The 25,009-nt window shown below is 41.4% G+C and carries 25 protein-coding genes; 14 read left to right on the forward strand and 11 right to left on the reverse strand.

Going from position 1 to position 25,009, the window contains the following annotated elements:
• Positions 1-29 precede the first annotated feature (29 nt).
• Genes LAQ65_RS16210 through LAQ65_RS16225 form a run of 4 tightly spaced genes read right to left on the reverse strand, consistent with a single transcriptional unit; the run spans position 30 to position 6,856 of the window.
• Entirely contained in the window at positions 30-3,647 is a 3,618-nt protein-coding gene (locus LAQ65_RS16210) for an efflux RND transporter permease subunit (protein WP_224118042.1), read from the reverse strand.
• A 25-nt stretch (positions 3,648-3,672) separates the two neighbouring features.
• A complete protein-coding gene (locus tag LAQ65_RS16215) occupies positions 3,673-4,830 on the reverse strand; it encodes an efflux RND transporter periplasmic adaptor subunit (protein ID WP_224118043.1) in 1,158 nt (385 codons plus the stop codon).
• Between the two features lie 29 nt (positions 4,831-4,859).
• Entirely contained in the window at positions 4,860-6,221 is a 1,362-nt protein-coding gene (locus tag LAQ65_RS16220) for a TolC family protein (protein ID WP_224118044.1), read from the reverse strand.
• Between the two features lie 11 nt (positions 6,222-6,232).
• Positions 6,233-6,856, reverse strand: coding sequence for a TetR/AcrR family transcriptional regulator (locus LAQ65_RS16225; protein WP_224118045.1), 624 nt, complete (start codon positions 6,854-6,856; stop codon positions 6,233-6,235).
• Positions 6,857-7,028: 172 nt separating this feature from the next.
• Here LAQ65_RS16225 and LAQ65_RS16230 point away from each other — a divergent pair, with 172 nt between their 5' ends.
• From LAQ65_RS16230 to LAQ65_RS16255, 6 genes are read left to right on the forward strand one after another with little or no spacing between them, the layout of a single operon-like run.
• A complete protein-coding gene (locus tag LAQ65_RS16230) occupies positions 7,029-7,676 on the forward strand; it encodes a DUF502 domain-containing protein (RefSeq protein WP_224118046.1) in 648 nt (215 codons plus the stop codon).
• An 8-nt stretch (positions 7,677-7,684) separates the two neighbouring features.
• Entirely contained in the window at positions 7,685-8,647 is a 963-nt protein-coding gene (locus LAQ65_RS16235; protein ID WP_224118047.1) for a zinc dependent phospholipase C family protein, read from the forward strand.
• A gap of 30 nt (positions 8,648-8,677) precedes the next feature.
• Positions 8,678-9,772 (forward strand): 3-phosphoserine/phosphohydroxythreonine transaminase, encoded by a 1,095-nt coding sequence (gene serC / locus LAQ65_RS16240; protein ID WP_224118048.1) that lies wholly within the window; start codon positions 8,678-8,680, stop codon positions 9,770-9,772.
• Between the two features lie 19 nt (positions 9,773-9,791).
• Positions 9,792-11,021, forward strand: coding sequence for a DUF1015 domain-containing protein (locus LAQ65_RS16245; RefSeq protein ID WP_224118049.1), 1,230 nt, complete (start codon positions 9,792-9,794; stop codon positions 11,019-11,021).
• A gap of 12 nt (positions 11,022-11,033) precedes the next feature.
• Entirely contained in the window at positions 11,034-12,053 is a 1,020-nt protein-coding gene (locus LAQ65_RS16250; protein WP_224118050.1) for a tetratricopeptide repeat protein, read from the forward strand.
• Positions 12,054-12,111: 58 nt separating this feature from the next.
• Positions 12,112-13,959 carry an AMP-dependent synthetase/ligase gene (locus LAQ65_RS16255; RefSeq protein WP_224118051.1) on the forward strand — a complete coding sequence of 616 codons (1,848 nt, stop codon included), beginning with the start codon at positions 12,112-12,114 and terminating at the stop codon, positions 13,957-13,959.
• Here the strand turns inward: LAQ65_RS16255 and LAQ65_RS16260 are convergent, their stop codons facing one another.
• From LAQ65_RS16260 to LAQ65_RS16275, 4 genes are all read right to left on the reverse strand, one after another.
• Positions 13,960-14,889, reverse strand: a complete 930-nt coding sequence (locus LAQ65_RS16260; protein WP_224118052.1) for a transporter — start codon at positions 14,887-14,889, stop codon at positions 13,960-13,962.
• 33 nt (positions 14,890-14,922) lie between these two features.
• Positions 14,923-15,726 (reverse strand): MbnP family protein, encoded by an 804-nt coding sequence (locus LAQ65_RS16265; RefSeq protein WP_224118053.1) that lies wholly within the window; start codon positions 15,724-15,726, stop codon positions 14,923-14,925.
• An 87-nt stretch (positions 15,727-15,813) separates the two neighbouring features.
• Positions 15,814-16,194: a hypothetical protein gene (locus LAQ65_RS16270; protein WP_224118054.1), complete on the reverse strand. Its 381-nt coding sequence runs from the start codon at positions 16,192-16,194 to the stop codon at positions 15,814-15,816.
• 53 nt (positions 16,195-16,247) lie between these two features.
• On the reverse strand, positions 16,248-17,084 hold the full coding sequence (locus LAQ65_RS16275) for a CvfB family protein (RefSeq protein ID WP_224118055.1): 837 nt from the start codon (positions 17,082-17,084) through the stop codon (positions 16,248-16,250).
• 97 nt (positions 17,085-17,181) lie between these two features.
• Here LAQ65_RS16275 and purU point away from each other — a divergent pair, with 97 nt between their 5' ends.
• From purU to LAQ65_RS16310, 7 genes are all read left to right on the forward strand, one after another.
• A complete protein-coding gene (purU, locus tag LAQ65_RS16280; RefSeq protein WP_224118056.1) occupies positions 17,182-18,021 on the forward strand; it encodes a formyltetrahydrofolate deformylase in 840 nt (279 codons plus the stop codon).
• Positions 18,022-18,201: 180 nt separating this feature from the next.
• A complete protein-coding gene (locus tag LAQ65_RS16285) occupies positions 18,202-18,588 on the forward strand; it encodes a hypothetical protein (RefSeq protein WP_224118057.1) in 387 nt (128 codons plus the stop codon).
• Between the two features lie 106 nt (positions 18,589-18,694).
• Positions 18,695-19,414 (forward strand): c-type cytochrome, encoded by a 720-nt coding sequence (locus LAQ65_RS16290; RefSeq protein ID WP_224118058.1) that lies wholly within the window; start codon positions 18,695-18,697, stop codon positions 19,412-19,414.
• 12 nt (positions 19,415-19,426) lie between these two features.
• Positions 19,427-19,801 (forward strand): c-type cytochrome, encoded by a 375-nt coding sequence (locus tag LAQ65_RS16295; RefSeq protein ID WP_224118059.1) that lies wholly within the window; start codon positions 19,427-19,429, stop codon positions 19,799-19,801.
• An 11-nt stretch (positions 19,802-19,812) separates the two neighbouring features.
• Positions 19,813-20,268 (forward strand): OB-fold putative lipoprotein, encoded by a 456-nt coding sequence (locus tag LAQ65_RS16300; protein ID WP_224118060.1) that lies wholly within the window; start codon positions 19,813-19,815, stop codon positions 20,266-20,268.
• Positions 20,268-20,825 (forward strand): YceI family protein, encoded by a 558-nt coding sequence (locus tag LAQ65_RS16305; protein WP_224118061.1) that lies wholly within the window; start codon positions 20,268-20,270, stop codon positions 20,823-20,825. The genes LAQ65_RS16300 and LAQ65_RS16305 overlap by 1 nt, the downstream gene beginning before the upstream one ends.
• A 33-nt stretch (positions 20,826-20,858) precedes the next feature.
• Positions 20,859-21,764, forward strand: a complete 906-nt coding sequence (locus LAQ65_RS16310) for a DUF5777 family beta-barrel protein (protein ID WP_224118062.1) — start codon at positions 20,859-20,861, stop codon at positions 21,762-21,764.
• A gap of 49 nt (positions 21,765-21,813) precedes the next feature.
• On the opposite strand, the gene LAQ65_RS16315 is transcribed toward LAQ65_RS16310, so the two are convergent.
• Complete coding sequence (locus LAQ65_RS16315) at positions 21,814-22,389, reverse strand: hypothetical protein (RefSeq protein WP_224118063.1); 576 nt, start codon at positions 22,387-22,389, stop codon at positions 21,814-21,816.
• A gap of 235 nt (positions 22,390-22,624) precedes the next feature.
• Here LAQ65_RS16315 and LAQ65_RS16320 point away from each other — a divergent pair, with 235 nt between their 5' ends.
• The gene (locus LAQ65_RS16320; RefSeq protein WP_224118064.1) at positions 22,625-23,503 is read left to right on the forward strand and encodes a hypothetical protein; all 879 of its coding nucleotides are present in this window, start codon (positions 22,625-22,627) and stop codon (positions 23,501-23,503) included.
• Between the two features lie 11 nt (positions 23,504-23,514).
• On the opposite strand, the gene LAQ65_RS16325 is transcribed toward LAQ65_RS16320, so the two are convergent.
• Together LAQ65_RS16325 and LAQ65_RS16330 are read right to left on the reverse strand one after the other, a co-directional pair.
• The gene (locus LAQ65_RS16325) at positions 23,515-24,519 is read right to left on the reverse strand and encodes a YncE family protein (RefSeq protein ID WP_224118065.1); all 1,005 of its coding nucleotides are present in this window, start codon (positions 24,517-24,519) and stop codon (positions 23,515-23,517) included.
• Between the two features lie 13 nt (positions 24,520-24,532).
• On the reverse strand, positions 24,533-24,970 hold the full coding sequence (locus tag LAQ65_RS16330; protein WP_224118066.1) for a PepSY-like domain-containing protein: 438 nt from the start codon (positions 24,968-24,970) through the stop codon (positions 24,533-24,535).
• Positions 24,971-25,009 lie beyond the last annotated feature (39 nt).

The following is a 25,009-nucleotide window of genomic DNA, read 5'->3' on the forward strand; positions in this document are numbered from 1 at the left end:
TATATTTTAATATCAATAATCAGTCATTCCTAAAACCAGCTTCCTGTAAATGCCTTATAAGCCCGACTGGTTTCGTCACCATTAAATTTCCTTTTGCGCCTGGATACTTTAATCATTTGCCTAAACATGGTAACAAACATCAGGGGAATAAATAAGAATGTTAACGGTGGAATACCCAGCATGCTGATCCATTTGCCACCGTATTGGTTTCGCATTGGCCTTTTTAACCGCTCAGAAATCAGATACATCGCCGGTACTATAATCAGGGTCATAAAGAAGGCAAAAGTCAAACCAAAGATGATGGTCCAGGACAGTGGCTTCCAGAACCTGGCGTTATCACCACCGAAGAAAATATGTGGGTTCAGGTCTGCAAACAGCGTAATGAAGTTGATATTGAATCCTACTGCAAGCGGAATCAAAGCCAGGATGGCCGCCATTGCAGTAAGCAATACCGGAATAATACGTGTCTTACCCGCTTGTATAACCGCTTCACGGGTTTTCAGGCCCCTGGAACGCAATTCATCAGCAAATTCAATCACCAGGATCCCATTCTTCACTACAATACCTGCCAAGCCGATAATACCTATTCCGGTCATTACTACGCTCACGGTCATCCCAGTAAGGGCAAAGCCAAGTAATACACCAATTATACTAAAGACAATTTCCGTTAAAATAATTACGGGCTTACTAACTGAATTGAATTGCAGCACCAGGATGAAGAGGATCAGCATCAGGGCTATGCCGAGGGCCTTAATCAGGAATGCACCTGTTTCCGCCTGCTGCTCGCCTTCGCCGGTTTGTTTGATATTGACACCTTCACCCTTCATATTGAAACTACTGATGTAATCTGTAATTCGCTGGTTCACCTCTGTTGGTGTATACCCTGTTAATACATTCGACCTTAATGTAATTACACGCTTCAGGTTCTTCCTTTTCACACTTCCAAGCGTACTGGTATAATCAATATTTACCAGTGAACTGATAGGGATTTTCTTTACCTGGCCGCCACTTGCCATATCACGGAATACTATATTCATATTAAGCAGGTCTACCAGGTTATTCCGCTGCAGTTCACTATTCCTTAATTGAATTTTATATTCATCCTCACCATCCTTAATCTTTGATATTTCACGACCAAACAATGCTGTTCTGATCTGCTGGCCAACCTGGGCAGAAGAGACGCCTTCAATCAAAGCGCGCTCGCGGTTAATGGTCAGTGATATTTCCGGGTTATTCAGGTCCACATCCATTTTTAATTCTTCAACACCTGCCACCTGGATAGAATCTAGGTAATTTTTAAGTGCTACAGCCGTCTTGATCAGGTTATCAAAATCTTCGCTGGATACTTCAATATTCACTGGCGGGTCAGTAGGTGGACCACTCTGTTCCTGTGTTACGCTGAGCTCAGCACCCGGAATTCCTTTTACTACAGCGCGGATCGAGTCCAATATGGGTTTTGTACCAACACCATGACGCTTTTCAAATTCAACAAATGAGATCTGTATACGCGCCAGTTCCGGCCTGGTACTTCTATCACCGCTCATAGGATCACTTGCGCCTACTGCAACGTTCGAAATGATCGATTCAACAATTGGATTTTGCTTTCCATTCTCCATGTCCAGCACCTTATAAACTCTTTTCTCCAGTACCTGGGTAACAGAATCAGTGTAGTTAACAGCTGTACCCACCGGCAATTTCATGTATACATATACAAAGTTAGGATCACCGCTTGGAAAGAAAACTACCGGGACTTTCCTGGCTACAAAAAAGAACACAGAGAAAATGAATAATCCAAATATGCCTGCCAATAGCCAAACCGGGCGCCATCCTTTCAGGGCCCAGCGGAGGAGGTTTTCATAGTGGCTCATGATCCATGGCAATACTTTCTTTTGGAAATTATTAATCATATCGGCGAAAAAGAAAGTATCCAGCAGGGCAAGTATCACAAAAAAGAACAGGAGGTTGCCCCAGAAATAATACATATTACTCACACCTGGTATCTTATCCGCACCTGATCCCATGATCGTTAAAATAATTCCCAATCCGAGGGCAATCCACAATCCCTTTTTCCTGAAAATAGCGGTCTTATGCTCGGTATGTTCTTCTGCGTTCATGAAGTCTACAGCGAATACCGGGTTCATGATGAAGGCAACCACCAATGAGGCTGCAAGTGTAAAAATCAGCATGGTAGGCAGGTAAATCATGAATTTCCCAATAATACCAGGCCAGAATAACAAGGGAAAAAACGGAGCAAGTGTGGTTAGGGTACCTGCAAGAACTGGCACGAAAACTTCACCGGCAGCCATCATAGCAGATCGCTCTGAACTAATTTTACCTTTGCCTTCCGTAAAGATCCTATGGGTATTTTCAATCACGACAATTGCATCATCCACAATGATTCCCAATCCGAATAAAAGTGCAAAGAGGACCATGAAGTTTAGGGTAACATGGGATCCGGCAATAATATCAGCAGCAGGTAAAAACCAGAATGCCACAAACATACTCAGGGGCACACTAAGCGCCACAAAAAATGCATTTAGTACACCCATAAAGAACATCAGGATGACCAATACCAGTATAAATCCGATAACAATGGAATTGACCAGGTCATTAAAAGAAACCCGAGTCGCTTTGCTTTGATCACCTGTGATCACCAGATTCAGGTCTTTGGGAAATTCTGTAACCTTTAATTCATTTACTATTCTTTTAACCTCATCGGATGTTTCAATCAGGTTCTCGCCTGCCCTTTTGATTATATTGAGTGTGATTACATTTTTACCATTCAAGCGGGCAAAACTCTCCTTGGTTTTGATAGTATCCCTGATATTGGCGATATCTTTCAGGTAGATTGGAGCACCGCTCGTATTGCGGACTATAACTTTCTCCAGGTCAAAACTCGTCTTGAACTGGCCCTTGAGTTGCAGGTTTCTTTTCATATTACCCACTTCAAGCAAACCTCCTGAGATATCAAGGTTTTCGCGCGCCACAGCGTTGGCAATATCATCAAAAGTAATATTGGATGCCTGCATGCGGGCATTATCAACATTGATCTGAAACTCCCGTTCAGGCGCTCCGACCAGGTCAACCCGGTTGATCTGGGGCAACTCCTCTAATTTATCCTGTATTTCGTCTGCATATTTCTTCAACCGCACAAGGTCATATTCACCGCTGACGTTTACATACATGATAGGTTGTTCAGACAAGCTGACTTCCATCACTGTAGGCTCCTGTGTAAGATCAGTGGGCAGGTCCTTTTTCGCTTTATCCACTGCATCCTTAACCTTTTGCAGGGCTATATCCGTTTTAACATCAGCATCAAACTCTACTATAATAATACTAAAATCCTGCTGTGAGGTACTGGTCAATTTTTTGACCTTGGCACCCGTTATTCCCTTGATTTGTTTTTCTATAGGCCGGCTTACCAGGTTTTCAATGTCCTTTGGTGAGTTACCTACATAAATGGTTTGCACATAAATATTGGGAATTACGACATCCGGGAATTGCTCCTTGGGTAAAGTAACAAATTGGTACACACCAATTATGCTCACAAAAATCATCATCAGGTAGATGGACGTCTTATTCCTGATGCTCCAGGTGGTAGGTCCAAATTGCTTGAACTTATCCATTATGTTATTTAAAACACTCATACAATTAGTTTAATGTAACCGTCTATTATTTTACTTCCGTGCTGATCAGCTGGCCATCAAACAATCCCTGGAAACCATTCATCACCAGTACATCACCAGCGTTAAGGCCTTTATGGATCTCCAGTTTTTCACCATAAAGCTGGCCAACTTCAACCATTCTTTTCCTGGCTTTCAATTTGCCATTCTCATTTTCTGCAACCATCACAAATTTTCCTTTTTCATCATTCTGTAAAAGGTTAACAGGAATAGTGACAGCGTCATTTACGGTGTAATCTTCAATCTGTACATTGGCTATCTGGTTTGGACGGAAGCTATTATCCTGCGGCATTTTTGCTTCAATATAAAATGAGCGTGATGCCGGGTCAATAAGTTTTCCGGAAACTGAAATTTTCGTAGTCACAGTCTTTCCAATATCAGGCAAAGTCACTAAAACAGGTTTCCCGACTTTAACCTTGTCGAGGTAATTTTCGGGTACCTGTGCAATTACTTTCAGATTGCTTGTATTTACAATCCGGATCCCGTTCATCGGTGAACCGGTAAATGTTTCTCCAACCCTTATATTAACTTCGTCTGCAACACCACTAATTCCTGCATAAACGCTAGTCATAGAAAGTTGCTCATTCAAAATACTCAGCTGCCGTTCAGCCTGGTCTACATTGTTCTTGGCATTGATGAGCTGTACCTCGGTACCAATATTCTGGTCCCACAGGTTTTTTTGGCGCTGGTAGAGGTTCTTTGCATATTCTACCTGCGTTTTAGCAGTTTCAATCTGCTGGCGGATAACTGCGTCATCGAGTTTCAGCAATAATTTGCCTTTTGTAACAACATCCCCTTTTTTTACATAAATGGCACTAACCTGGCCACCCATTCCTCTCGGAGTTACATATGCAACATTCTCCGCATCAATCTTGCCCTGAAGGTTTATATAGTGAGTAAAAGGTGCCGTGCTGATGCTGGCTGTAGTAACCAGCTTAGGCTTTTCCGCCGGAACTGTTGTTGGATCCATCAAAGCAATCTCCTTTTCAAGTGAAGCAATTTTTTCAGCGGTACTTACCTGCGTACTTTTTAATTCCTGTAGTTCTGCTTTCTTTTTATCCAGGTTTGATTTACCACCACCCTGGCCACAGGCCACTGCCAGCAGTATGAGTGTAGCGGTTGCCATCTTCTTCATGATCGTTTGCATAAATGCTATTTAAAATTTTCAGGATTTGTTTAATAAATTTTACCAACTGCTTTCAGGTAATCAATTTTTGCTATTACGGCATCATAATATGCAGAGAAAAGATTTGTCTGGGCTGTCAGCAAATCGGTTTGGGCAGTATTGATTTCAGTATTAGAGCCCAGGCCCTGGTCATATTTTTTCTTTGTTTGGTCGAATACAGACTCTGCCACCTTCATGTTTGCGTGTTGTGCGTCCACCGCAATTACAGCATCACGGAAACGGTTACGAGAAGCAGCAACATCATTATCGATACTGAGTTCAAGCAGCTTGGCATCATATTCTGATTTTCTAACGGCAGATATAGCTTGTTGCATCCTTGCCCGGCGCCGGTTGCCATCAAAAATGGGCACATTAACACGCAGTCCTATAGCGCTTTGCTGGAACCAAACACCACCCTCTTCAAAATAATCAAACCTGTTCCGCTGGGCATTGGTATAATAGTTACCAAATACCGAAAGGGTCGGAATGGCCATCATCTTATAGCGTTTCACATTAAACTCATTCAGCTGTTTACTTAACATGAGCATCTGGTATTCCCTGCGGTTTTCATAATTATATGCCGAATCGAGGATATCATTCTTTACCATTGCCTCGGTTATCTTATCTGTCAAAATAAGGCTGTCTGCAATGGGCATTCCCAATAATACCTTTAAACCCAGGTAGCCATTATTCATCTGGGTCCGCAATTTCAGGCTATCAGTACGCAGGTTAATAAGGGTAACACTAACCTTATCTACATCAAGCTTTTCTGCAAATCCGTTTTTATAAATTTCGCGGGTATCGTTGTATAGTTTTTCATAGCGCACAATATTATCATGGAATAAGCCAATCTGGACTTCGGCTATCAGCAACTGGTAATAAACTTTATAGACATTTACAGCAATATTCTCCTCAGTAATCTCTTCGTTTTTCCTGGCAAACTCCATGGCTGTTTTCCGGGCTTGCAAACCAACAAAGACCTGGCCATCAAAAATTATCTGGTCTAAAGTTGCGCCAAGAGTTGAAGAGTATTGCACTCCAAACTTTACAGGAATATATGTGCCGGCAGGTTGCCCAAAAAATTCACCTGGCAAAAGGCTGGTAGGCAACTTAACATTATCCGTAAAATTGAAGGATCCGTTAATCTGCGGAAATGCACTGGCGGTAACTTCACGGTTAACCTGGTCCTGTATGCGTATATCCTCCAATGATTTCTTCACCTGGTAGTTGTTCTTCTTTGCAAATTCAACCGCTTCCTTGGCAGAAAGCTTATTGATCTGCCTGGTTCCCTGGGCGATTGCACCATTCCCTATAGCTGCCCAGTAAATGCTTATAAAGGTCAATACCCTTATCCACCTGCATGTCATTTTCATATTCGTCTGGTTTAGGTCTTTTGTCTTTTTTGTTGATATTTCAGAATCAGTTTATAGCCTTTCAGGGTAACGATACCGAAGAGATAATGCTCCATTATCTGCTGCTCTATTGTAGCAAGATTTGCTTTCTGTTCGGCTAAAAAAGTTGGATCAAAAGGTAACATTGCGCTTCTGACGCGGAAATGCGCTATGATATTAATATTGATCTCGGGCCGGTATAATTCTTCCCTGATACCCCTTTCAAGATTGGTACGGATCACATTAAAGATGTATTCGTTTTGATGCTTTTCTATCTGGCTGTAGGCAAGCGGGTGGTATTTCTTCAGGTCAAATAAAACCGACGGATTCATGGTCCGGAACATCTGTTCTACCATTTCCATGGTCCTGAAAATTTCATCTATGGCGTTTTCAGATACGATACGGTCGTGGTTACAGAATTCCTCTGATTCACAAACCTTAAACTGTATAACAGCATTAACCAGTTCATCTTTATCGGCAAAATACTGGTAAATGGTCTTTTTACTCATGCCCATGGATGATGCGATATCGTCCATGCTGATGCTTCTTATGCCATATTGCATGAATAATTCCCTTGATTTTGTCAGTATCCGCTCTTTATTGTCTAAGTCAGCCATATTAGGGCGCAAAACTATGGAAACTTTTTATGTAACAAAAGTTTCCATCATTAAAAATCACCATTCGTCACAAAATCTTAATATCGGGGGTGTAAACCCGGTAATACAAATGGGTCAAATAACTGGTTCTGCATCGCTGCCATTTTAGTAGGTTTGTGCCAGAAACCGCATTATGGACAATTTACCGGTGCCGGCCAATGGCTGGCGGTGGAAAAAAGTTTTCCAGTATTTCATACAGGGCCTGCTGGTAACCGCCCCGGTTGCCATTACAGGTTACCTTTTATTTTGGTTTGTGAGTTCTATAGACAACCTGTTACCAATATTCCAGGTACAGGATCCCAGTGGAAAATTCACGACCCGGAATTACGGATTGGGTTTTGTGGTTATTATTTTTACACTAATTGCAATAGGCTACCTGAGTTCAAATTTTATTACCAGCCGGATTTTCAGCCTTTTTGACCATTGGCTGGAAAGGGCACCTGGCGTAAAATTTATTTATTCTTCCATTAAGGATTTTTTTGAAGCTTTTGCAGGCAATAAAAGAAAATTCAATAAGCCGGTTGCCGTTTCCCTATTCCAGGAAGATGTTTTCCAGATTGGTTTCATAACAGATGAAAATCCCATTGAATTTGGTTTCAAGGAATACCTTACCGTTTACATACCACTTTCCTATTCATTTGCGGGACAAACCTACCTTGTTCCGCGGTACCGGGTTCGCGCACTGGACAACGTAAAAGCTGCTGATGCCATGAAATACGTGGTATCGGGCGGAATAGCGGAACCCGATCATGAAGCAGAGGAGCAGCCAAAAAATAGCTGATTGCACAAATGGCCCGAATTGTAATTGCGACCATCTTATTAGCCTGGTCGCAGGAAGTGTATTGCTGGGGCTTTTATGGCCACCGGCTGATTAACGAATATGCTATCTACCTTTTACCACCCAAAATGCTGGTCTTGTATAAACCAAGCCTTGAATACCTGCGGGAACATGCGGTTGATGCCGATAAGAGGCGCTATATACTGGCCACTGAAGCACCAAGGCATTTTATTGATATGGACCATTACGGCACTTTGCCATTCCAGGGCTTACCGCGCCGATGGGAGGATGCCGTAAATAAATATGGCACCGACAGTTTACAGGCACACGGAATTTTACCCTGGCGGATACTGCAAATGCTGGGAGCACTCACCCGTGCTTTCCGGGATAAAAATGCCCTGGACATTATCAGGTTATCGGCAGATATTGGGCATTATATTGGTGATGCACATGTACCCCTCCATACCAGCTCCAATCACAACGGCCAGAAGACGGGGCAACATGGCATTCATGCATTTTGGGAAAGCCGGCTACCCGAATTGCTGGCAGAGAATGAATGGGACTTCTTTATGGAAAAGGCTGCTTACGTAGATAATCCTTCCCAATTCATCTGGGGAAGCATAATTGAAAGCGCAGCTGCAGTTGACTCGGTTCTTTTACTTGAAGCAGCACTATCCGCCCAAACGCAGCCAGACCAAAAGTATTCCTATGAGTGGCGGAACCAGCAGGTATTGCGGCAATATGCCACCAAATACAGTAAAAAATATAACCAATTATTAAATGGTATGGTAGAAAAGCGCCTTCGTAAAGCAATATATACGGTTGCCAGTTTTTGGTATACAGCCTGGGTAAATGCAGGCCAGCCTGATCTTTCAGGCCTTACTACCGGCTCTACACCATTAATGGTTAATCAGACTGACAGCCTTGACTTTTACTGGAGGCGACAACCACCAAAAGGAAAATCCTGCGAATAGCGGGCGGAGAATTAATAATTTTTAAGGAAATTGCAGCCTTACCAAATTGCCAAAACATTGGTCCACAATTTCAATGCAGGGCCTTCCATCCTGCCAAAAACTGTTTTTCAGCAAGCCAGCGAAGCCGTTCTTAACTATAATAACATGGGGTTATCCATCCTGGAAATCGGCCATCGTACAGATGCATTCCAGGCTGTAATGGACGAAGCACAGATGCTGGTCAAAGAATTGATGCAATTAGACAGTAACAAAGAGGTCCTCTTTCTTCATGGTGGAGCTTCAACCCAGTTTTTCCAGGTTCCTATGAACCTTTTGCATGAAAATGCCTCTGCAGCTTACCTCGATTGTGGCGTATGGGGCAGTAAAGCAATTAAGGAAGCAAAACTATACGGCAAGGTAGATGTAGTAGCCACTTCAAAAGATCGCAATTATTCATATATTCCTAAAGGTTATACCATTTCTGATAATGCAAGCTATTTCCATTATACGACAAATAATACTGTTGAAGGCACCCAAATGCATGCAATGCCCCAAACCAGCGTTCCGTTGGTGGCAGACATGAGCAGCGATATACTAAGTACTGTAATGGACTTTAACCGTTTTTCACTGATCTACGCAGGGGCACAGAAAAATATTGGTGCTGCCGGGGTTAACCTGGTGATCGTAGACCCTGAAATTTTAGGAAAAACTGGACGGAACATGCCAAGTATGATGGATTACCGTGAGCATATTAAGAACGGCTCTATGCTTAATACACCGCCGGTATTTGCAATTTACGTTTGTCTGTTAACGTTACGTTGGCTGAAAGAACAAGGTGGCGTACCTGCCATTCAGCAGGTAAATGAAAGGAAAGCAAAGCTTCTTTATGAAACCATTGACCAGTTCCCGGTTTTCAACGGGGTTGTTGATAAAGAAGACCGGAGCCTGATGAATGTAGTTTTTACCATAAATGATCCCGAAGTGGAAAAAGAATTCCTGGCCATCTGCAAATCAAATGGAATGTATGGTGTTAAGGGACATCGCTCTGTGGGAGGCTTCAGGGTGAGCATGTACAATGCGCTGCCTTATGAGAGCGTAGTGGTATTAACGGACCTGATGAAAGAATTCGCTAACAAAAAAGGATAAATCCAGCATAAAAATTATTATGGCCACTATACGACCTTTCAAAGCACTAAGACCAGCCCCGGTTAAAGCAGCAGCAGTTGCTGCCCCGCCTTATGATGTACTGAACTCTGCAGAAGCAGCAATGCAGGCCGCAAATAATCCGGATAGTTTCCTGCATATAACGAAATCGGAAATTGACCTTCCGGGAATAACCGATATACATACTGCGGAAGTGTATGAAAAAGCAAAATCCAACCTTGCAGGTTTCATTGGCAGGGGTGTTTTGATCAGGGAAGAAAAACCCTGCTATTATATTTATGAACTGGTGATGAATGGCCGGACGCAAACCGGCCTGGTTGCTGTTTCCTCTATTGACGATTATGAAAAGGATATTATCAGGAAGCATGAATTTACGCGGCCTGAAAAAGAGCAGGACCGCATTAACCATATCAGAACCAGCGGTGCACAAACAGGTAATGTGTTTTTGGCTTACCGGGATGTTCCTGCCATTAATTCGCTTATAGACGAATGGAAAGAAAAAACGCCGGTATACGATTTTACCGCAGCTGATGGAATATCTCACCGGATCTGGATAATCAATGATGAAGTTGCGATTGAGCATATCAGTGACTTATTCACCAGCCAGGTGCCCTTCACATATATCGCAGACGGGCACCACCGTGCAGCTTCTGCAGCTAAAGTGCGGCGTTCACTGGAACCAGGTTATAACGACAACGCCAATTATTTCCTCACCACTTTGTTTCCTGCGAACCAACTGCATATCATGGATTATAACCGTGTGGTAAAAGACCTCAACGGGCATACAGAAGCAGAATTGATCCGCGCTTTATATGATGATTTTGAAGTGGAAAGAATGCCTGCAGCCTTTTCCCCTACTCATTTTCATGATTTTGGTATGTACCTGGGTGGACACTGGTATAAACTTACAGCAAAAGAAGGCAGTTATTCAACAGACCCGATCGGCGTGCTGGATGTAACTATACTTTCTGAAAAAGTGCTCGACAAATTATTGGGCATTAAAGACCAGCGGACTGATAAACGAATCGACTTTGTCGGCGGAATCAGGGGCTTGCACGAACTGGAAAAGAGAGTGGATAGCGGCGAAATGAAATTGGCCTTTAGCCTGCATCCTGTAAGTATCCAGCAATTGTTTGATATTGCAGACAGCGGTAATGTAATGCCTCCAAAAAGCACCTGGTTTGAACCAAAACTTAGAGATGGCCTGCTTACCCATTTAATTTATGAATGAATGCTTAATAGTATGAAAAAAGCGCTGCTTGTTGCCCTGACGCTTACACTGTCTTTATTTTCACTGGCACAGCAGGATATTAAAGCATTGCAGGCGAGTGCAAAAAATTATATGCAGCAGGGTGATTACGCAAATGCCACACTGGTGCTGAATAAAGCCTTGCAGCAGTCACCGGATAATATCGACCTGCAGAATGACCTGCTGTTCAATTATTACCTTTCGCAGGATTATGCGAAAGCAATGGAGTTGGGTAAAAAACTAACCAGCCGGCCTGATGCGGATATCAGGAGTTATCAACTACTTGGACTAACATACCGGAATATTGAGGAAATAAAGGAATGCGAAAAATTGTACAAATCGGGCATTAAGGCCTATCCTAAAAGTGGTGTGCTGTATAATGAATATGGAGAATTTTTGTGGTCAAGGAAGAAAATGGAAGACGCCATTGACCAATGGGAAAAAGGCATTGCAGCCGATCCGAATTATTCAGGGAATTATTATAATGCCGCAAAATATTACTACATCAGCACCGATAAAACCTGGGCACTAATTTATGGTGAAATTTTTGTAAACCTGGAAAGCTATAGCCGCAGGACACCTGAAATCAAACAGATTTTGCTGGATGGCTATAAGAAATATTTTACCAATTTGAATAGCCTGAAGGCTCCTGATTCAAAAAACGGCTTTGAACAGGCATTCTGCTCCATATTGAATAAACATGCCGCAACCGTAAATGAAGGTGTAACCACTTCTTCCCTAACCATGCTGAGAACCCGCTTCCTGCTTGATTGGTTTGAAAAAGAACCCGGGAAATATGCTTTCCGTTTATTTGATTACCAACGCCAGTTAACGCGTGAAGGACTCTTTGACGCTTATAACCAGTGGCTATTTGGAGCAACTCAAAGCCTTCCAGATTTCCAGCAATGGACCCAACAGAACCAAAAAGCCTATGATGGATTCATTGAATTCCAGAAGGGCCGGGTCTTTAAATTGCCTCCCGGGCAAAACTATAGGGGCTGGCCTTCTAACTGATTCCTTTTTCAGGTCAATTAAACTTTAGGTTAAAACAACCTGACAGTTAATCTTATCCATGATTCCCTATATTTGGATTAGCATCTATAACCTACACGATCGATTGCATATGGACCAGCCAAAAAGACTTTTTGATTGCCTGCAACTCCAAATGAAAACAGGCCCGGTTGACGATTTACTGGCAGCCAAAGAAGGCGGCGCCTGGAAAAAGTATAGTACCGGGGATGTTATTGAACTGGTAAACCAGTTGAGTGCAGGTTTACTGAACCTTGGTATCAGTTGTGGCGACATGAGCGCTGAAGGCCGGGACAAAATTGCCATCTTGTCGAAAAATCGCCCCGAATGGATAATGGTTGACCTGGCAGTTCAGCAAATCGGCGCCATTTTAACACCTCTTTACCCCACTATAAATGTCAAGGAACTGGAATTTGTCCTGAATGATGCTGAAGTGAAAATGGTATTTGTAAATGACGAGGAACTCTACCATAAAGTACTCAGCTTGCAAGGAAAAATTCCGAGCCTGAAGCATATTTTCACTTTCGAAAAAGTCGCCCAGGCTGCACATTGGAAAGACGTTATCAGGAACAGCAATGCCGAAGCATTGCAAAAGGTACCGGAAATTTCTGCAAGAATCGGATATGAAGACCTTGCAACCATCATTTATACTTCAGGTACAACCGGAACGCCAAAAGGCGTTATGTTAAGCCATGAGAATATTGTGAGCAACGTTGTGAGCAGCATAGATTGTGTATTCAATGAAATTGGTGTGAAAGGCCAGCGTGCCCTTAGCTTCCTGCCTTTAAACCATATCCTTGAAAGGATGGTTACCTATATATATTTATTTTCCGGAACATCTGTTTATTACGCCGACAGTTTTGATACCATTGGCGAAAACCTGAAAGAAGTACAACCCACTTTATTTACTACCGTTCCACGCCTTCTGGAAAAAGTATATGAAAGGATTATGCAGAAGGGAATGGAACTGACCGGCATTAAAAGAAAATTATTTTATTGGGCGCATGGCCTTGCTGAAAATTTTGAGATTAATAAGAACCAGGGACTCTGGTACACGACGCAATTAGCCCTGGCGAATAAATTGGTGTTCAGTAAATGGCGGGAAGGTCTTGGTGGCAATGTTAAAGCGATTGTTTCAGGAGGCGCTGCCTGCCAGGTCAAACTAATACGGATTTTTACTGCTGCGAAAATTACGATCATGGAGGGTTATGGCTTAACAGAAACCTCTCCTGTAATTTCCGTGAACAGGTTTAATGAAAAGGGCAGGAAATTCGGTACAGTAGGCCCTTTGATTGATGGGGTTGAAGTACGGATAGCAGAGGATGGTGAAATCTTATGCAAGGGCAAAAATGTGATGGTGGGTTATTATAAACGGCCAGACCTGACAGCAGAGGTAATGAATGATGGCTGGTTTGCCACAGGAGACATTGGTCTTTTTGAGGACAATATATTTCTGAAGATTACTGACCGGAAAAAAGAAATGTTCAAAACCAGCGGAGGTAAATATGTAGCGCCATTGCCAATTGAAAGCAAGTTGAAAGAGTCACTGTTTGTTGAGCAACTAATGGTTATAGGTTCTGAACGAAAATTTGTCGGGGCTTTAATCGTGCCCTCCTTTGCCAACCTGAAAGACTGGTGCAGGCAAAAGGGTATCATTTACACTACCAATGAAGAAATGATCCGGCACCCGAAGGTGGTTGAATTGTTTAAAGACCTTGTAGAAAGCTTCAATATATTTTTTAACCATGTGGAACAAATCAAGCGGTTTGAATTACTACCTAATGACTGGAGTATTGATACTGGTGAACTGACCCCAAAACTTAGTTTGAAAAGAAAAGTGATCATGGAAAAATACCAGGAAGCTATCGACCGGATTTATTCTGAAAAATAATCAGAATGACCAGGTCATTTGAATCAATGCCCTATTTTTACCACGTACTGTCCCCTCTGCAAGATCCTGCTTTATGGGGGCTTGGAAATTTCCGCCAATGCCAAAATTACCAAAAGAAATTTCGGCACCAAGGGTTCCCATCAAAGAGCTTCCGCCTGATTCATAAACAGTAGTACCATATTTATTTAAATCCTTACCGGAGGATTCATATAACAATCCGGCATTGGGGGCGAGCACTATTTTTTTCTGCACCCTGATCTTGTAATAGGCCAGCCAGTTCAGGGTGAATTTATTCCCATACTGGTAATCGTACTTATTAGCTGTATTAATTTTATAGTTCAGGTTTGTATTCATGCCAATATCCTGGATGCGGATATCATACATGGCATTAAGGGAAAAATCTACACTGCCTGTTCCCAATTGAAAACTATTTTGCGATCCCTGAACAGTGTTTTTATCCAGGGGATTATATACACCCGTTGGAAGTTTTAATCCGCCCCCCAGCCAAAGGGAATGAACCAGCAATTTATTACCATGTATCGGACTCCTTTTGTCGAACAACTTGTAATACCCATAAAGAGCAATATCACCAAGTCCGGATTTATAATATGATTGCCCCTCGCTGGCTCTTTGGTTAATATTATAAGGTACAAAAGCCATCAGCCTGAACTTTTTCCCGAGGTTCCAGGCACCCCAGATATCGATAGTCTGGTAATTCTCATCAGAACTGAGATAACTTATATTTCCATCTGGACCTATATGCGTGGTCAATCCTTTATGCTGGTACCTGATGCCAATGAATCGCTTTTTAAATTCTGGTAGTATGCCCAAATAATACGACCCTACACCGCAACCACAGATATCACAGGCCAGCAGGGCTGGTGCCTTTAACAGGATGACCATTATGGCAAGTATAATTTTCCTTTGCATTGTGTTCATTTAAAATTGTTCAGAAGTCTGTTTTCAGTCATTATGAATATGATCAATTGAAAACATATTCGCATAGTTATTGGCAACATTAACTGAGAAAGGGTAATACAAAATATCCGGATGGTCGGCGAAACTGATGTTAGTAGCGCCATTCACAAGTTTGAGGACATCTGAAAACAGGTGAATATGTGGGGCCTCCGCCTTATTTTTCCTGACTTCTGCCCTGGCACCCGGAGCCCCATTGAGCGAGATTGCTTTTATATTATTAAGTGACGGAACTACCGGTCCGCCATAACCGCCAATATTAAACCGGTAAGCATGAGCAGTAGTATTTACAGCATCAGCATGACCTTCCATTTTCATAAAAATATATCCGCGGTCTTCGTCCCAGTACATTCCTGCACCTGCACCTGCAGGGTCTAAAACGCTGGTCCGATTGCCCGCAGGTTCAGTACTTTTCAGACTATCAATGCCAACTATAAAACTTAGACCGGTATAATTTCCTGCAGGTATATCCTGAAGATTTATGATTTGTGTACTATTTGCTTCTTTTATCAGGAAGTAACTATCATTCACAGGAACTATAAACTCTGTGCCATTTTCATTCTTAAGGCGAATATTACTGATATAATAATTAAGGGTATCAACAGAAAAAGATTCTCCTGCGGCATTCGTATATATTCCAGTGTATAATTGAAGATTTTGCGCGCCAACAACATTATCAAACTCAATTTCAAGCTCACCTGTATCCCCGGGTTGAAAATCCGGTGATTTTGTTTTTGAACAGGAAGCGAATATTATAGCCGCAGATAATGCAGCAATGAAAAAATATTTCATACTATTTGATTATTATTTGTAAAACCTTACTGATCCTGCAATACAGGACACAATGAAAAAATTAATTTCGGGAAGCGGGACAAATAATCAAACAGAGGGAGGATGGAATATTGCATTATAAAAACCTGCAGGAATGCCTGTGGAATTTGGTACAAAATAATGGCGATTGAATCTGCTGGAAGTATAAGTCATATCATTATTTAATGACTTAAATGACAACACTTCGAATTTCCATTCCAGTTTCTTTTCAGGCGTTTGCTGGTCTTTCTTATCTGACTGATGCATTTTCTTCATTAACAGGCATTGCCCGTTACAATGGAGTTGAGGCCTGGACTTATTCTCGCAATTTGCCAGGTAGACTGATTTATTGGCATAATAATCCATAACCAGCAATAATTTACCGGTATTTTGCGCTGTCAAAGCCAACAACAATACTACAGTAATTATATTTCTGATCAAGTTATTCACAACGCGAAACTAACTAAGGAATACTGAATAAAACCTGATTGGGATCATTTTTTTTATTTCTGGCCAGGCAACCGGATGCCATGATCGGTAATTTCAATTTGCTTCTGCTTAAACAATTGGCCTATAGCCATTTTGAAGGTCTTCTTGCTCATGGCAAAATGCGCATAGATATCATCGGGGTCAGATTTATCATGGTAGGGCAAAAAACCGCCAGCAGCTTCCAGCAGGCCAAGGATCTTACCAGCTTCCCCGCCAACCCTGTTATAACCTGGAACGCCAAGGGCTACATCAATTTTGTTTTCTTCCCGGATTGTTTTAATAAATCCTTTCATTGTATCGCCAACCTGGATATTTCTGTAAATTTCATTAAAGTGAAGTACGCCAGTATGCTTACCATTTATGATAACCGTATAGCCGATGTCAGTGCGACGATAAACAATCAGGTCAACAATTTCCTTCTCCCTTACAGTTAATGTATCATTACTTAAAAAGGGTTCTATTTTTTCAGTGGCAGCTACCCTTCCTGTTTGCTCATCAATATAAATTTTCACGATATAGGTACCTCCCTCCCGCATGGCCATCAATTGTTTGGACTTCGGAACAAAAATATCTTTCATAAGTCCCCAGTCCAAAAATGCTCCTTGTTTGGTTACACTAACTGCTTTTAGAGGAACAATATCACCTACTATACCGTAAGGTTTTTGTGTAGTGGCGATAAGGCGGTCTTCAGAATCGTGGTAAATAAACACAGTGATTTCATCGCCGGGCTTAAGATTGGCCGGCATAAATCTTTTAGGCAATAAAATGCCCTCCTTGCTATCATCCAGGAAAACGCCAAAATCTACCGCACGTAGAACTTTCAGCGTATTATACTTTCCAACTTCAACCATAAAAAACCTTTTATTCTGAAAAATCAATAAGCAAAGGTACTATAAGGCTGGCATGAATGGCCGAACAGTATTATTTTTAGGACATAGATAATAACCCATGGAAGAAAATCATGTTATTCGCATAAAATGTGCTGACAGGAAAGGTTTGATAGCGGGAATTTCAGGCTTATTGTTCTCCAATAACCATAATATACTCGTAATGAAAGAATTTGTTGATACAGATACAGAAACTTTTTTTACAAGGCTGGAAGTATCCGGCGACCTGGATACTGCCGGATTACATGCAGCATTGGGAAAGCTTTTGCCAGAACATGCTGTAATTGATATTATTCCAAAAAGAAAAAAGGATATCGTAATACTGGTTACAAAAGAGCATCATTGCCTGAGTGATTTAATAGTCCGTCACTATTTCAATGAATTACATGCCAACATCAGGGCAGTTATCGGAAACTACAATTCACTGCAGCCATTCACAGACAAATTCAATATTCCATATCATTATATCAGTCATGAAAACCGCAGCCATGAAGCCTTTGAAAAAGCCATAACAGAAGTTCTTGACGGTTACCAGCCCGACTACCTGATCCTGGCAAAATTCATGCGCATCCTTTCGCCGGATTTCGTTTCAAAGTATCCGGACCGGATCATTAATATTCATCATTCTTTTTTGCCGGCATTTAAAGGAGCCAATCCATATAAGAAAGCTTTTGAAAGAGGGGTTAAATTAATTGGCGCAACTGCCCATATTGTAAATAACGACCTTGACGAGGGACCGATCATTACCCAAAAGATAATTCCTGTTCAGCACGATGATGGCCTCCGCGATATGGTCGAAGCCGGGCATGAAATAGAAAAAGCGGTCCTTGCAGACGCACTTAAAATGGTTTTGGAAGACCGGATTTTTGTTTCCGGGAACAAAACGATCATTTTCAATTAGTATTGATTGTCCATTCGTCGAAAAATGCGAAACAGCGGCTTAGGTGGCCATATTATGCTGAAAGCCGCTACTGTAAAGGATTGTAAATTTATGTTAACTACATTTCAGGTATCTTTTTCAACCACTAAATGAGTTAAATTTACCCGGCTGGCATCTTTTTTGCACAAGTAGGTTTATCCAATGCAAAAACTACTGATCATATCTTTTTTGTCCATCCACATATTCGGCAATACCGAATTAGGCCAGGTTTTTCATTTACCCTACATAGCAATACATTATTTTCATCATATTCAAAGCGGAGATAAAATATCATTTTCGGATTTTGTTTCTGAGCATTATGGCAAAGGCGATAACAATAAAGCAGACGACAAGGAAGAACAGAACCTGCCTTTTATGCAAGTTCATTTTCATGCATTTAGCATTGCAATAATTCCTTTTAAGGAAAATTTTAATACTACAAAAACAGTAGTTCTAATTAATACAAAGTCAGCAAAATTTGCAAATATAATATTGCCGGTTGGCTTTTTTGGCACACTTCTCAAACCTCCACGTACTACTATAGCATAAGTCTACATTACTCCTTTTTTATAAAATACTGTCATTAAGCACTAATGAGATAGGTTCTCTATGTGGTTATTAATGATGTGAAATATTATTCAATTAAACGACTCATATGAAAAGAAGATCAATCCTTCTGGGTTTGGCAATGCTATCCTTCACAGTCGTGTATATGTCGTGTATACATGAAATTCCCGTTCAGCCAAACACGGGTGGTAATAATGGCGGTGTAACAACTCCGCCACCAGCAGCAAATGGCAGCACTTGCAGCAAAGACACCGTCTATTATGCAAACGATATACAACCACTTTTAAATTCAAGCTGCGGAATGAGTGGCTGCCACGATGCTGTTACGCACAAAGAAGGTGTGAATGTGACAAGCTATGCCAATGTAATGAGAATGGTCAGCGCCGGAAATGCCAACAACAGCAAGTTGTATGATGTTATCACAAATACCGGTGGTGACCGGATGCCTCCACCACCGATGTCGCCGTTAACTGCTGATCAAATTTTAAAAATAAAAACCTGGATCAACCAGGGTGCAAAAAATAATAGTTGCACCAGCTGCGACACCTCCGATTTTAAATTCAGTACTGCTGTACAGCCTATGATAGCAAATTATTGCCAGGGCTGCCATAATACAGGTAATGCAAGCGGAGGATATGATCTCTCCACCTATGCAGGAATCAAATCAGCAGCAGCATCGGGGGTATTGTATAATTCAATTATTTGGGCAAGCGGATTTTCGCCAATGCCCAAAGGTGGTTCCAAACTCTCAGAGTGTCAATTGCAAAAAGTGAAAAAATGGATTGACGCCGGCACTCCTAAAAATTAATTAATAAAAAATATGAAAAAGATACTTCTGATTACAGGTACAATAATTCTCATATTTTCTTTCGGCTCATGCTACTATGATAAAGCGGAGTTACTATATCCTAATATTAATAGCTGTGATACGGTTACATCAATCACCTATACTAAAGTCATCGTTCCAATATTTCAGCAAAACTGCTATAGCTGTCATGGCGGTAATTCTCCCTCTGGAGTTATTGCTATGGGCACTTATGCAAATGATAAGGTGCTTGCTACCAACGGGAAACTTATGGGGAGCATAAACCATACAGCAGGCTTCTCTGCAATGCCGCAAGGTGCTGCGAAATTAAGCGACTGCAATATTGCCAAAATAAGGAAATGGGTGCAGGCTGGAAGTCCAAACAATTAAAAAGCAAAAAAATGAAAAACAAGAAAAGTCTTATTCTGGTAATCTTGCTTACTTGCTGTTTTGGTGCTGTTTTGTATGCAGTTAAAGAGTACAACCGGAAACCCGAGAGCCTTGAAACTATTAAGGAAGACTTTGCTATATCGGCAGGCCAATTGATTGGCCAATATAGCCAGGAACAAAAGACTGCAGACCAGAAATTCCTCGGCAAAACCATATTAGTAAAAGGGAAAATAAACTCCATCGATATAACAGATAAGAAAAATATAACTGTAGTGTTAGGCAGTGATGGCGAACCATCGTCCATAAGGTGCAGTATTGATACACTTTACATGGACAAGTTGCCCGCACTCAAAGAGCAGGACAGTGTCCACCTGCGGGGTGTTTGTACAGGATACATACCCGATGATATGGGCCTGGGAGCAGATATTATTTTAAACAGATGTTATTTAACTGAAAAAATAAAATGATGAAAAAAATAACCTTGGCATTAGCATTCCTGGCTTTATTTTCCGGCATAAATGCACAGGATAAATTTTTTACCAAGTCAGGTAAAATAAAATTCGATGCAACAGAAAAGAATTCTCCTGAAAATATTGAAGCGGTCAACAAAACAGTGACTTGCGTCCTTGATACAAAAACGGGCAATTTCCAGTTCGCTGTTTTAATGAAAGGCTTTGAATTTGAGCGCGCCCTGATGCAGGAACATTTTCACGAGAACTACATGGAAAGCGACAAATACCCGAAATCTGAGTTTCGAGGAATAGTTGCTAACAATAACCCGGATAATTATACGAAAAACGGCAGTTATGATGTAGTTGTCAAAGGGAAACTGACCGTACATGGTGAAACAAAAGACATTGAAACCAAAGGAAAGATGATTGTTCAGAATGGCAATATCGAGGCCACTGCGAACTTTCCGGTTGTGCTGGCAGATTATAAAATTATTATCCCTCAACTTGTGGCCGACAAATTAGCGAAGACTGCTTCTGTGCTGGTAGACTGTATGCTAACCCCGCTAAAGTAAGTTCCCAAACCCAGAAACCCATATTCAACTAAAATGAGAAAATCAATTAAGGGTATCTTCTCTGTAGTGTTACTCTTAGGTTTTGTCCAGGGTATTTTTGCCCAGGATATGGATCTATTAAAACTGGCAGAAGATAAAGCGCCCAGGAAAGAAATAGTGAAAAATGCTTTTAAGTCAACCAGGGTAATCAATGGACATTCAATGGAGTTTTTGTCTCCGGGTACCATGGACTTTAGGATCCTGCACCGGTTTGGAGAAGTGAACCATGGATATAGTAATTTCTATGGACTTGACCAGGCCAGTATGCGGATGGGGTTTGACTTTGGCATTTTACAAAACCTGATGGTTGGTGTAGGCAGAAGTACCTACAAAAAAGAACTGGATGGTTTCATCAAATTCGCGCCTATACGGCAATCAACCGGGACAAAAAGCTTCCCGGCTACAATTGCCCTGGTTGCGGGAATGACTATGAATACAAGTCCTTGGCCAGACACAACAATTAAAAACTTTACTACCTCCAGGCTTGCCTATTATTTCCAGGCTATTATCGGAAGGAAATTCAGTAATGCAATCACTTTGCAAATAACACCAACACTTGTACATAATAATATTGTACCCCTTGCCAGCCAGTCAAACAATATTTATGCGCTTGGTTTCGGCGGAAGGATTAAGTTTTCGAAAAGGATGGCATTTACCTGGGATTATTTTTACGTTGCCAACCCCTTAGATAAAGAACTATACCATAATCCTTTATCAGTTGGCATTGATATTGAAACAGGAGGACATGTATTCCAGTTGCATTTTTCCAATTCAACCGGTATGAATGAAAGGGCTTTCATTACAGAAACAACCGGAGATTGGGCAAAAGGGGAAGTCAGGTTTGGGTTTAACCTTTCGCGGGTGTTCCAGCTTACCAAGAAAAAAGTAACCCTTTATTAAATGAAAAAAACAGCTCACTTGAGCTGTTTTTCTTTGTGCAAATAAATATTTAGTTACCGGTTCTATTATCTTCTGTTTCATTCTTATCTCTATCCAGGTCTTTGCGATCCCTGTGGCGGTCTTTGCGATCCCGTTTCAGGTCCTTACGATCGGCGTGTCGATCTTTCACATCGCCATTAAGGTCCTGACGGTCTTCCTGGCGGTCTTTCAGGTCAGTCTTCGCTTCAAGGTGGTCATTTTTTAAGTCCTGACGATCGCCTTTCAGGTCTGATCTGTCACCGGAAATTTCATCTTTATTACCTGCTTTTTTATCAGCAGCCAGGTCCCTTTTGTCCTCGTTAATATCTTTACGGTCGCCACTAATATCCTTACGATCGCCCCTTAAATCCTTATTATCCTTGTTAAGGTCCTTACGATCACCGGCAATATCATGGTTATCAGCGCGGACATCTTTCTTATCACTGCGGACATCCCGGTTATCTGCATGGAGGTCACGACGATCATGTTTCATCTCATGACGGTTTTGTCGCATTTCGTGGCCGACACCATGTGGTTTACGAAATTGTGCATGCAAGCTAGTTGTGGCGGTTACTACTGTGACCAGTAAAACAAGTTTAGTTTTCATTTTAATAGATTAAATGGTTTACAAAGATTAACGAACCTTTGAAGGGATTTGGTACGAAAGGTTTAATGTAATAGGGTTAACATTAGTTAATGAAATACAAAACGCCTATTATCGGATAAGGAGAGCCTCTGTTCTTCGTTTCATTGCTTGAAATTTGCGGGCGTGTTAAACTTTCCAACACGTAAAAAGTCTCAAATAAACAAAATATTGCTTTTAAGAACCCTTACCCCCTATTATGAAAACCGGATTATTTGTATTACTTAGCGTATGCATTATAAGTAGCGTTAAAGCACAGGATGCAACAGATGCAGAGAAAACAGAAAAACATTCATATGGCAAATTTTCACTTTCATACCTGAGTAATTCTGTATATAATGGCAGAAAAGACTCCCTCGCTATTCCTTATTTAACGGCTTCACTTGGCTATTATAACAAACATGGATATTATGTAAATGCTGATTTAAATTACCTGGCACAAAGTGGTAATGGACGAATTGACCTGTTAGAACTTACTGCAGGATACAATTTTGAGTCCGGTAATTGGGAAGGTGACTTTAACGGATTCAAATCATTTTATCATACAGACAGCAAAAACCTGCGCTCATCCATTGATGGTGGCGTATCAGGGTACACTGCTTATGACCTTAATTTTATCAAGCCGAGCATTCAGGCGGGTTTAAATTTTGGCACAAAAACGGATTATATCGCGGCTATTGGACTGGAACACAGCTTCGAGGCTTTTGATGACAATTTAGAAATAACCCCATCATTCCTTGCCAATGCAGGAACCTACAATTATTATGGATCCTATTACCAAAAGCGCAAATTTGGCAGAAGAAAGAAAACAGGTAGTGGCACTTTAAACAAAACGACAGTAGATGTATCTGATGCAGAAAATTTCAGGTTACAGGATTATGAATTCAGTTTACCAGTAGACTACTATACCCGAAATTTTCATATCGGATTTATACCAACATATGCGATCCCTGTAAACCCAGCCACAGTCTCTGTTCAGACAACAAGTTCAACCGGAACAATCATTCCCAAAAAAATATTTACAGAGCCGCTAAGCAACAGTTTCTTCTTTTCAATTGAAATCAGTTATAAATTTTAAAGCGATCGCAATTAGTTAACACCCAATACCAATACCTGGAAAGTGCCGGGTTTCATTGCAGGCCTGGTTCCTTCAGTGGCGCCTGCAGGTAAAGGCTGAAATTCAGCTGTTGGGAGGTAAAGATGATGAGTAACTTCGTCTATTGCAATGGTCCGTGCGCCTTTCTTGGTGGAAACATTATCTAAAATGCCACATTTCCCGGTTTTATCGATTTTAATTACCGTCATTGTGCCTTCCCCATTACTGGTGAAAACCAACCGTTTTTCCTTGTCCAGGGCTACACCGTCGCATCCGTCCCCAATGGGCAACTGCTGTTGCATCTTCCCGGTCAATGCATCAACTACTACCAAAAGTTTCTCGCAGCCGGCAAAAAGTAATTTTGTTGCCGGATCATAAACCAGGCCTGTTGGTGATTCGCCAGGGGCAATAGACCAACGCTGCTCGACTTTATAGGTCTGTGCATTAACCTGCAGGATTTCACTTTTATCCTCAATATTCACATACCATTTTCCCGCTTCATTAGTAACCGCAGTTTCAGGCTTTCCACCAACTTGTATGGTTGCAATAACCTTCTGACTGGAGGGGTCGATCACTGATAAATCGTTACTCCTTCCATTGCAGGTAATGATTTTATTGGTGAAGCCGTCGTACATTATCGCATCGGGGTTTTCACCAGTGGGAATCTGCGTGATTACCTTGTTATCGGATAAATTAAAAACCGTAACTGAATTCAAGCGGCCGTTGCTGGTGTAACCTTTGCCAATACTATTAATAAAAGCAATACCGTGAACACCTGTAGTGTTTGGAATTACACCTGCGGAATCACCGGTTTTTTTATCCAGGATATTTACCTGTGTCCCGTGGGAAACATAGAGCTTATTTTCATTTACAGCGAGGTAATCCCAACCACCACTGCTGGCAATTGAAAATGTTCTTAGCATCTTGTATCCGGATTTCTGTTGTGCCATCGCTAATAGTGCGACCAGGCTAAATGAAATAATTAATAGTTTTTTCATCTTAATTTTTTGATCAGTATTTTTCTTGTTTTACAAATTTTCCGGATGCGTCGAAGATGAGATCCTTGCCATTAACCTCTGCTTCATACATAATAGCACCATCTGCCTGTGTTATTTTTGCTGCCTCCTTAACTTTAGCGCCTTTATAGTTTTTGGCTATATAGTCTGTCACGGGTTTAGGTAACTCACTTACCGGTATATCCCATTCTGTTTCTTTTAATTGTCCATTGCTGGTATATACAGCAGAACCCGATTTTCCGTTTTGTACAAAATTGGCTTCGAAATCGGGTCCTTCTTTCTCCCATTTCAATTTTGAACTTCCGGGGAAGGCCTTTTCAAAGGCAGAAACCACCGCAACAGGCGGGCTGGCTTGTCCACTTTTATTTGATTGTGCCTCAATAACTGATACGCAGCTAAGCCCTGCTATTAAAAGTGCAACCAGCTTTTTCATTGTATGTATTTTTTGATGGGATTCAAAATACATATCAAT

It is taken from the genome of Flavihumibacter profundi (assembly GCF_020076305.1).
GTDB lineage: Bacteria > Bacteroidota > Bacteroidia > Chitinophagales > Chitinophagaceae > Flavihumibacter > Flavihumibacter profundi.

Excerpts from the sequence above, each read along its gene's own strand:
- LAQ65_RS16210 (WP_224118042.1), bottom strand. The coding sequence starts at position 3,647 with ATGAGTGTTTTAAATAACATAATGGATAAGTTCAAGCAATTTGGACCT.
- LAQ65_RS16215 (WP_224118043.1), bottom strand. The coding sequence starts at position 4,830 with ATGCAAACGATCATGAAGAAGATGGCAACCGCTACACTCATACTGCTG.
- LAQ65_RS16220 (WP_224118044.1), bottom strand. The coding sequence starts at position 6,221 with ATGAAAATGACATGCAGGTGGATAAGGGTATTGACCTTTATAAGCATT.
- LAQ65_RS16225 (WP_224118045.1), bottom strand. The coding sequence starts at position 6,856 with ATGGCTGACTTAGACAATAAAGAGCGGATACTGACAAAATCAAGGGAA.
- LAQ65_RS16230 (WP_224118046.1), top strand. The coding sequence starts at position 7,029 with ATGGACAATTTACCGGTGCCGGCCAATGGCTGGCGGTGGAAAAAAGTT.
- LAQ65_RS16235 (WP_224118047.1), top strand. The coding sequence starts at position 7,685 with ATGGCCCGAATTGTAATTGCGACCATCTTATTAGCCTGGTCGCAGGAA.
- LAQ65_RS16245 (WP_224118049.1), top strand. The coding sequence starts at position 9,792 with ATGGCCACTATACGACCTTTCAAAGCACTAAGACCAGCCCCGGTTAAA.
- LAQ65_RS16250 (WP_224118050.1), top strand. The coding sequence starts at position 11,034 with ATGAAAAAAGCGCTGCTTGTTGCCCTGACGCTTACACTGTCTTTATTT.
- LAQ65_RS16255 (WP_224118051.1), top strand. The coding sequence starts at position 12,112 with ATGATTCCCTATATTTGGATTAGCATCTATAACCTACACGATCGATTG.
- LAQ65_RS16260 (WP_224118052.1), bottom strand. The coding sequence starts at position 14,889 with ATGCAAAGGAAAATTATACTTGCCATAATGGTCATCCTGTTAAAGGCA.
- LAQ65_RS16265 (WP_224118053.1), bottom strand. The coding sequence starts at position 15,726 with ATGAAATATTTTTTCATTGCTGCATTATCTGCGGCTATAATATTCGCT.
- LAQ65_RS16275 (WP_224118055.1), bottom strand. The coding sequence starts at position 17,084 with ATGGTTGAAGTTGGAAAGTATAATACGCTGAAAGTTCTACGTGCGGTA.
- purU (WP_224118056.1), top strand. The coding sequence starts at position 17,182 with ATGGAAGAAAATCATGTTATTCGCATAAAATGTGCTGACAGGAAAGGT.
- LAQ65_RS16285 (WP_224118057.1), top strand. The coding sequence starts at position 18,202 with ATGCAAAAACTACTGATCATATCTTTTTTGTCCATCCACATATTCGGC.
- LAQ65_RS16290 (WP_224118058.1), top strand. The coding sequence starts at position 18,695 with ATGAAAAGAAGATCAATCCTTCTGGGTTTGGCAATGCTATCCTTCACA.
- LAQ65_RS16295 (WP_224118059.1), top strand. The coding sequence starts at position 19,427 with ATGAAAAAGATACTTCTGATTACAGGTACAATAATTCTCATATTTTCT.
- LAQ65_RS16300 (WP_224118060.1), top strand. The coding sequence starts at position 19,813 with ATGAAAAACAAGAAAAGTCTTATTCTGGTAATCTTGCTTACTTGCTGT.
- LAQ65_RS16305 (WP_224118061.1), top strand. The coding sequence starts at position 20,268 with ATGAAAAAAATAACCTTGGCATTAGCATTCCTGGCTTTATTTTCCGGC.
- LAQ65_RS16310 (WP_224118062.1), top strand. The coding sequence starts at position 20,859 with ATGAGAAAATCAATTAAGGGTATCTTCTCTGTAGTGTTACTCTTAGGT.
- LAQ65_RS16315 (WP_224118063.1), bottom strand. The coding sequence starts at position 22,389 with ATGAAAACTAAACTTGTTTTACTGGTCACAGTAGTAACCGCCACAACT.
- LAQ65_RS16320 (WP_224118064.1), top strand. The coding sequence starts at position 22,625 with ATGAAAACCGGATTATTTGTATTACTTAGCGTATGCATTATAAGTAGC.
- LAQ65_RS16325 (WP_224118065.1), bottom strand. The coding sequence starts at position 24,519 with ATGAAAAAACTATTAATTATTTCATTTAGCCTGGTCGCACTATTAGCG.
- LAQ65_RS16330 (WP_224118066.1), bottom strand. The coding sequence starts at position 24,970 with ATGAAAAAGCTGGTTGCACTTTTAATAGCAGGGCTTAGCTGCGTATCA.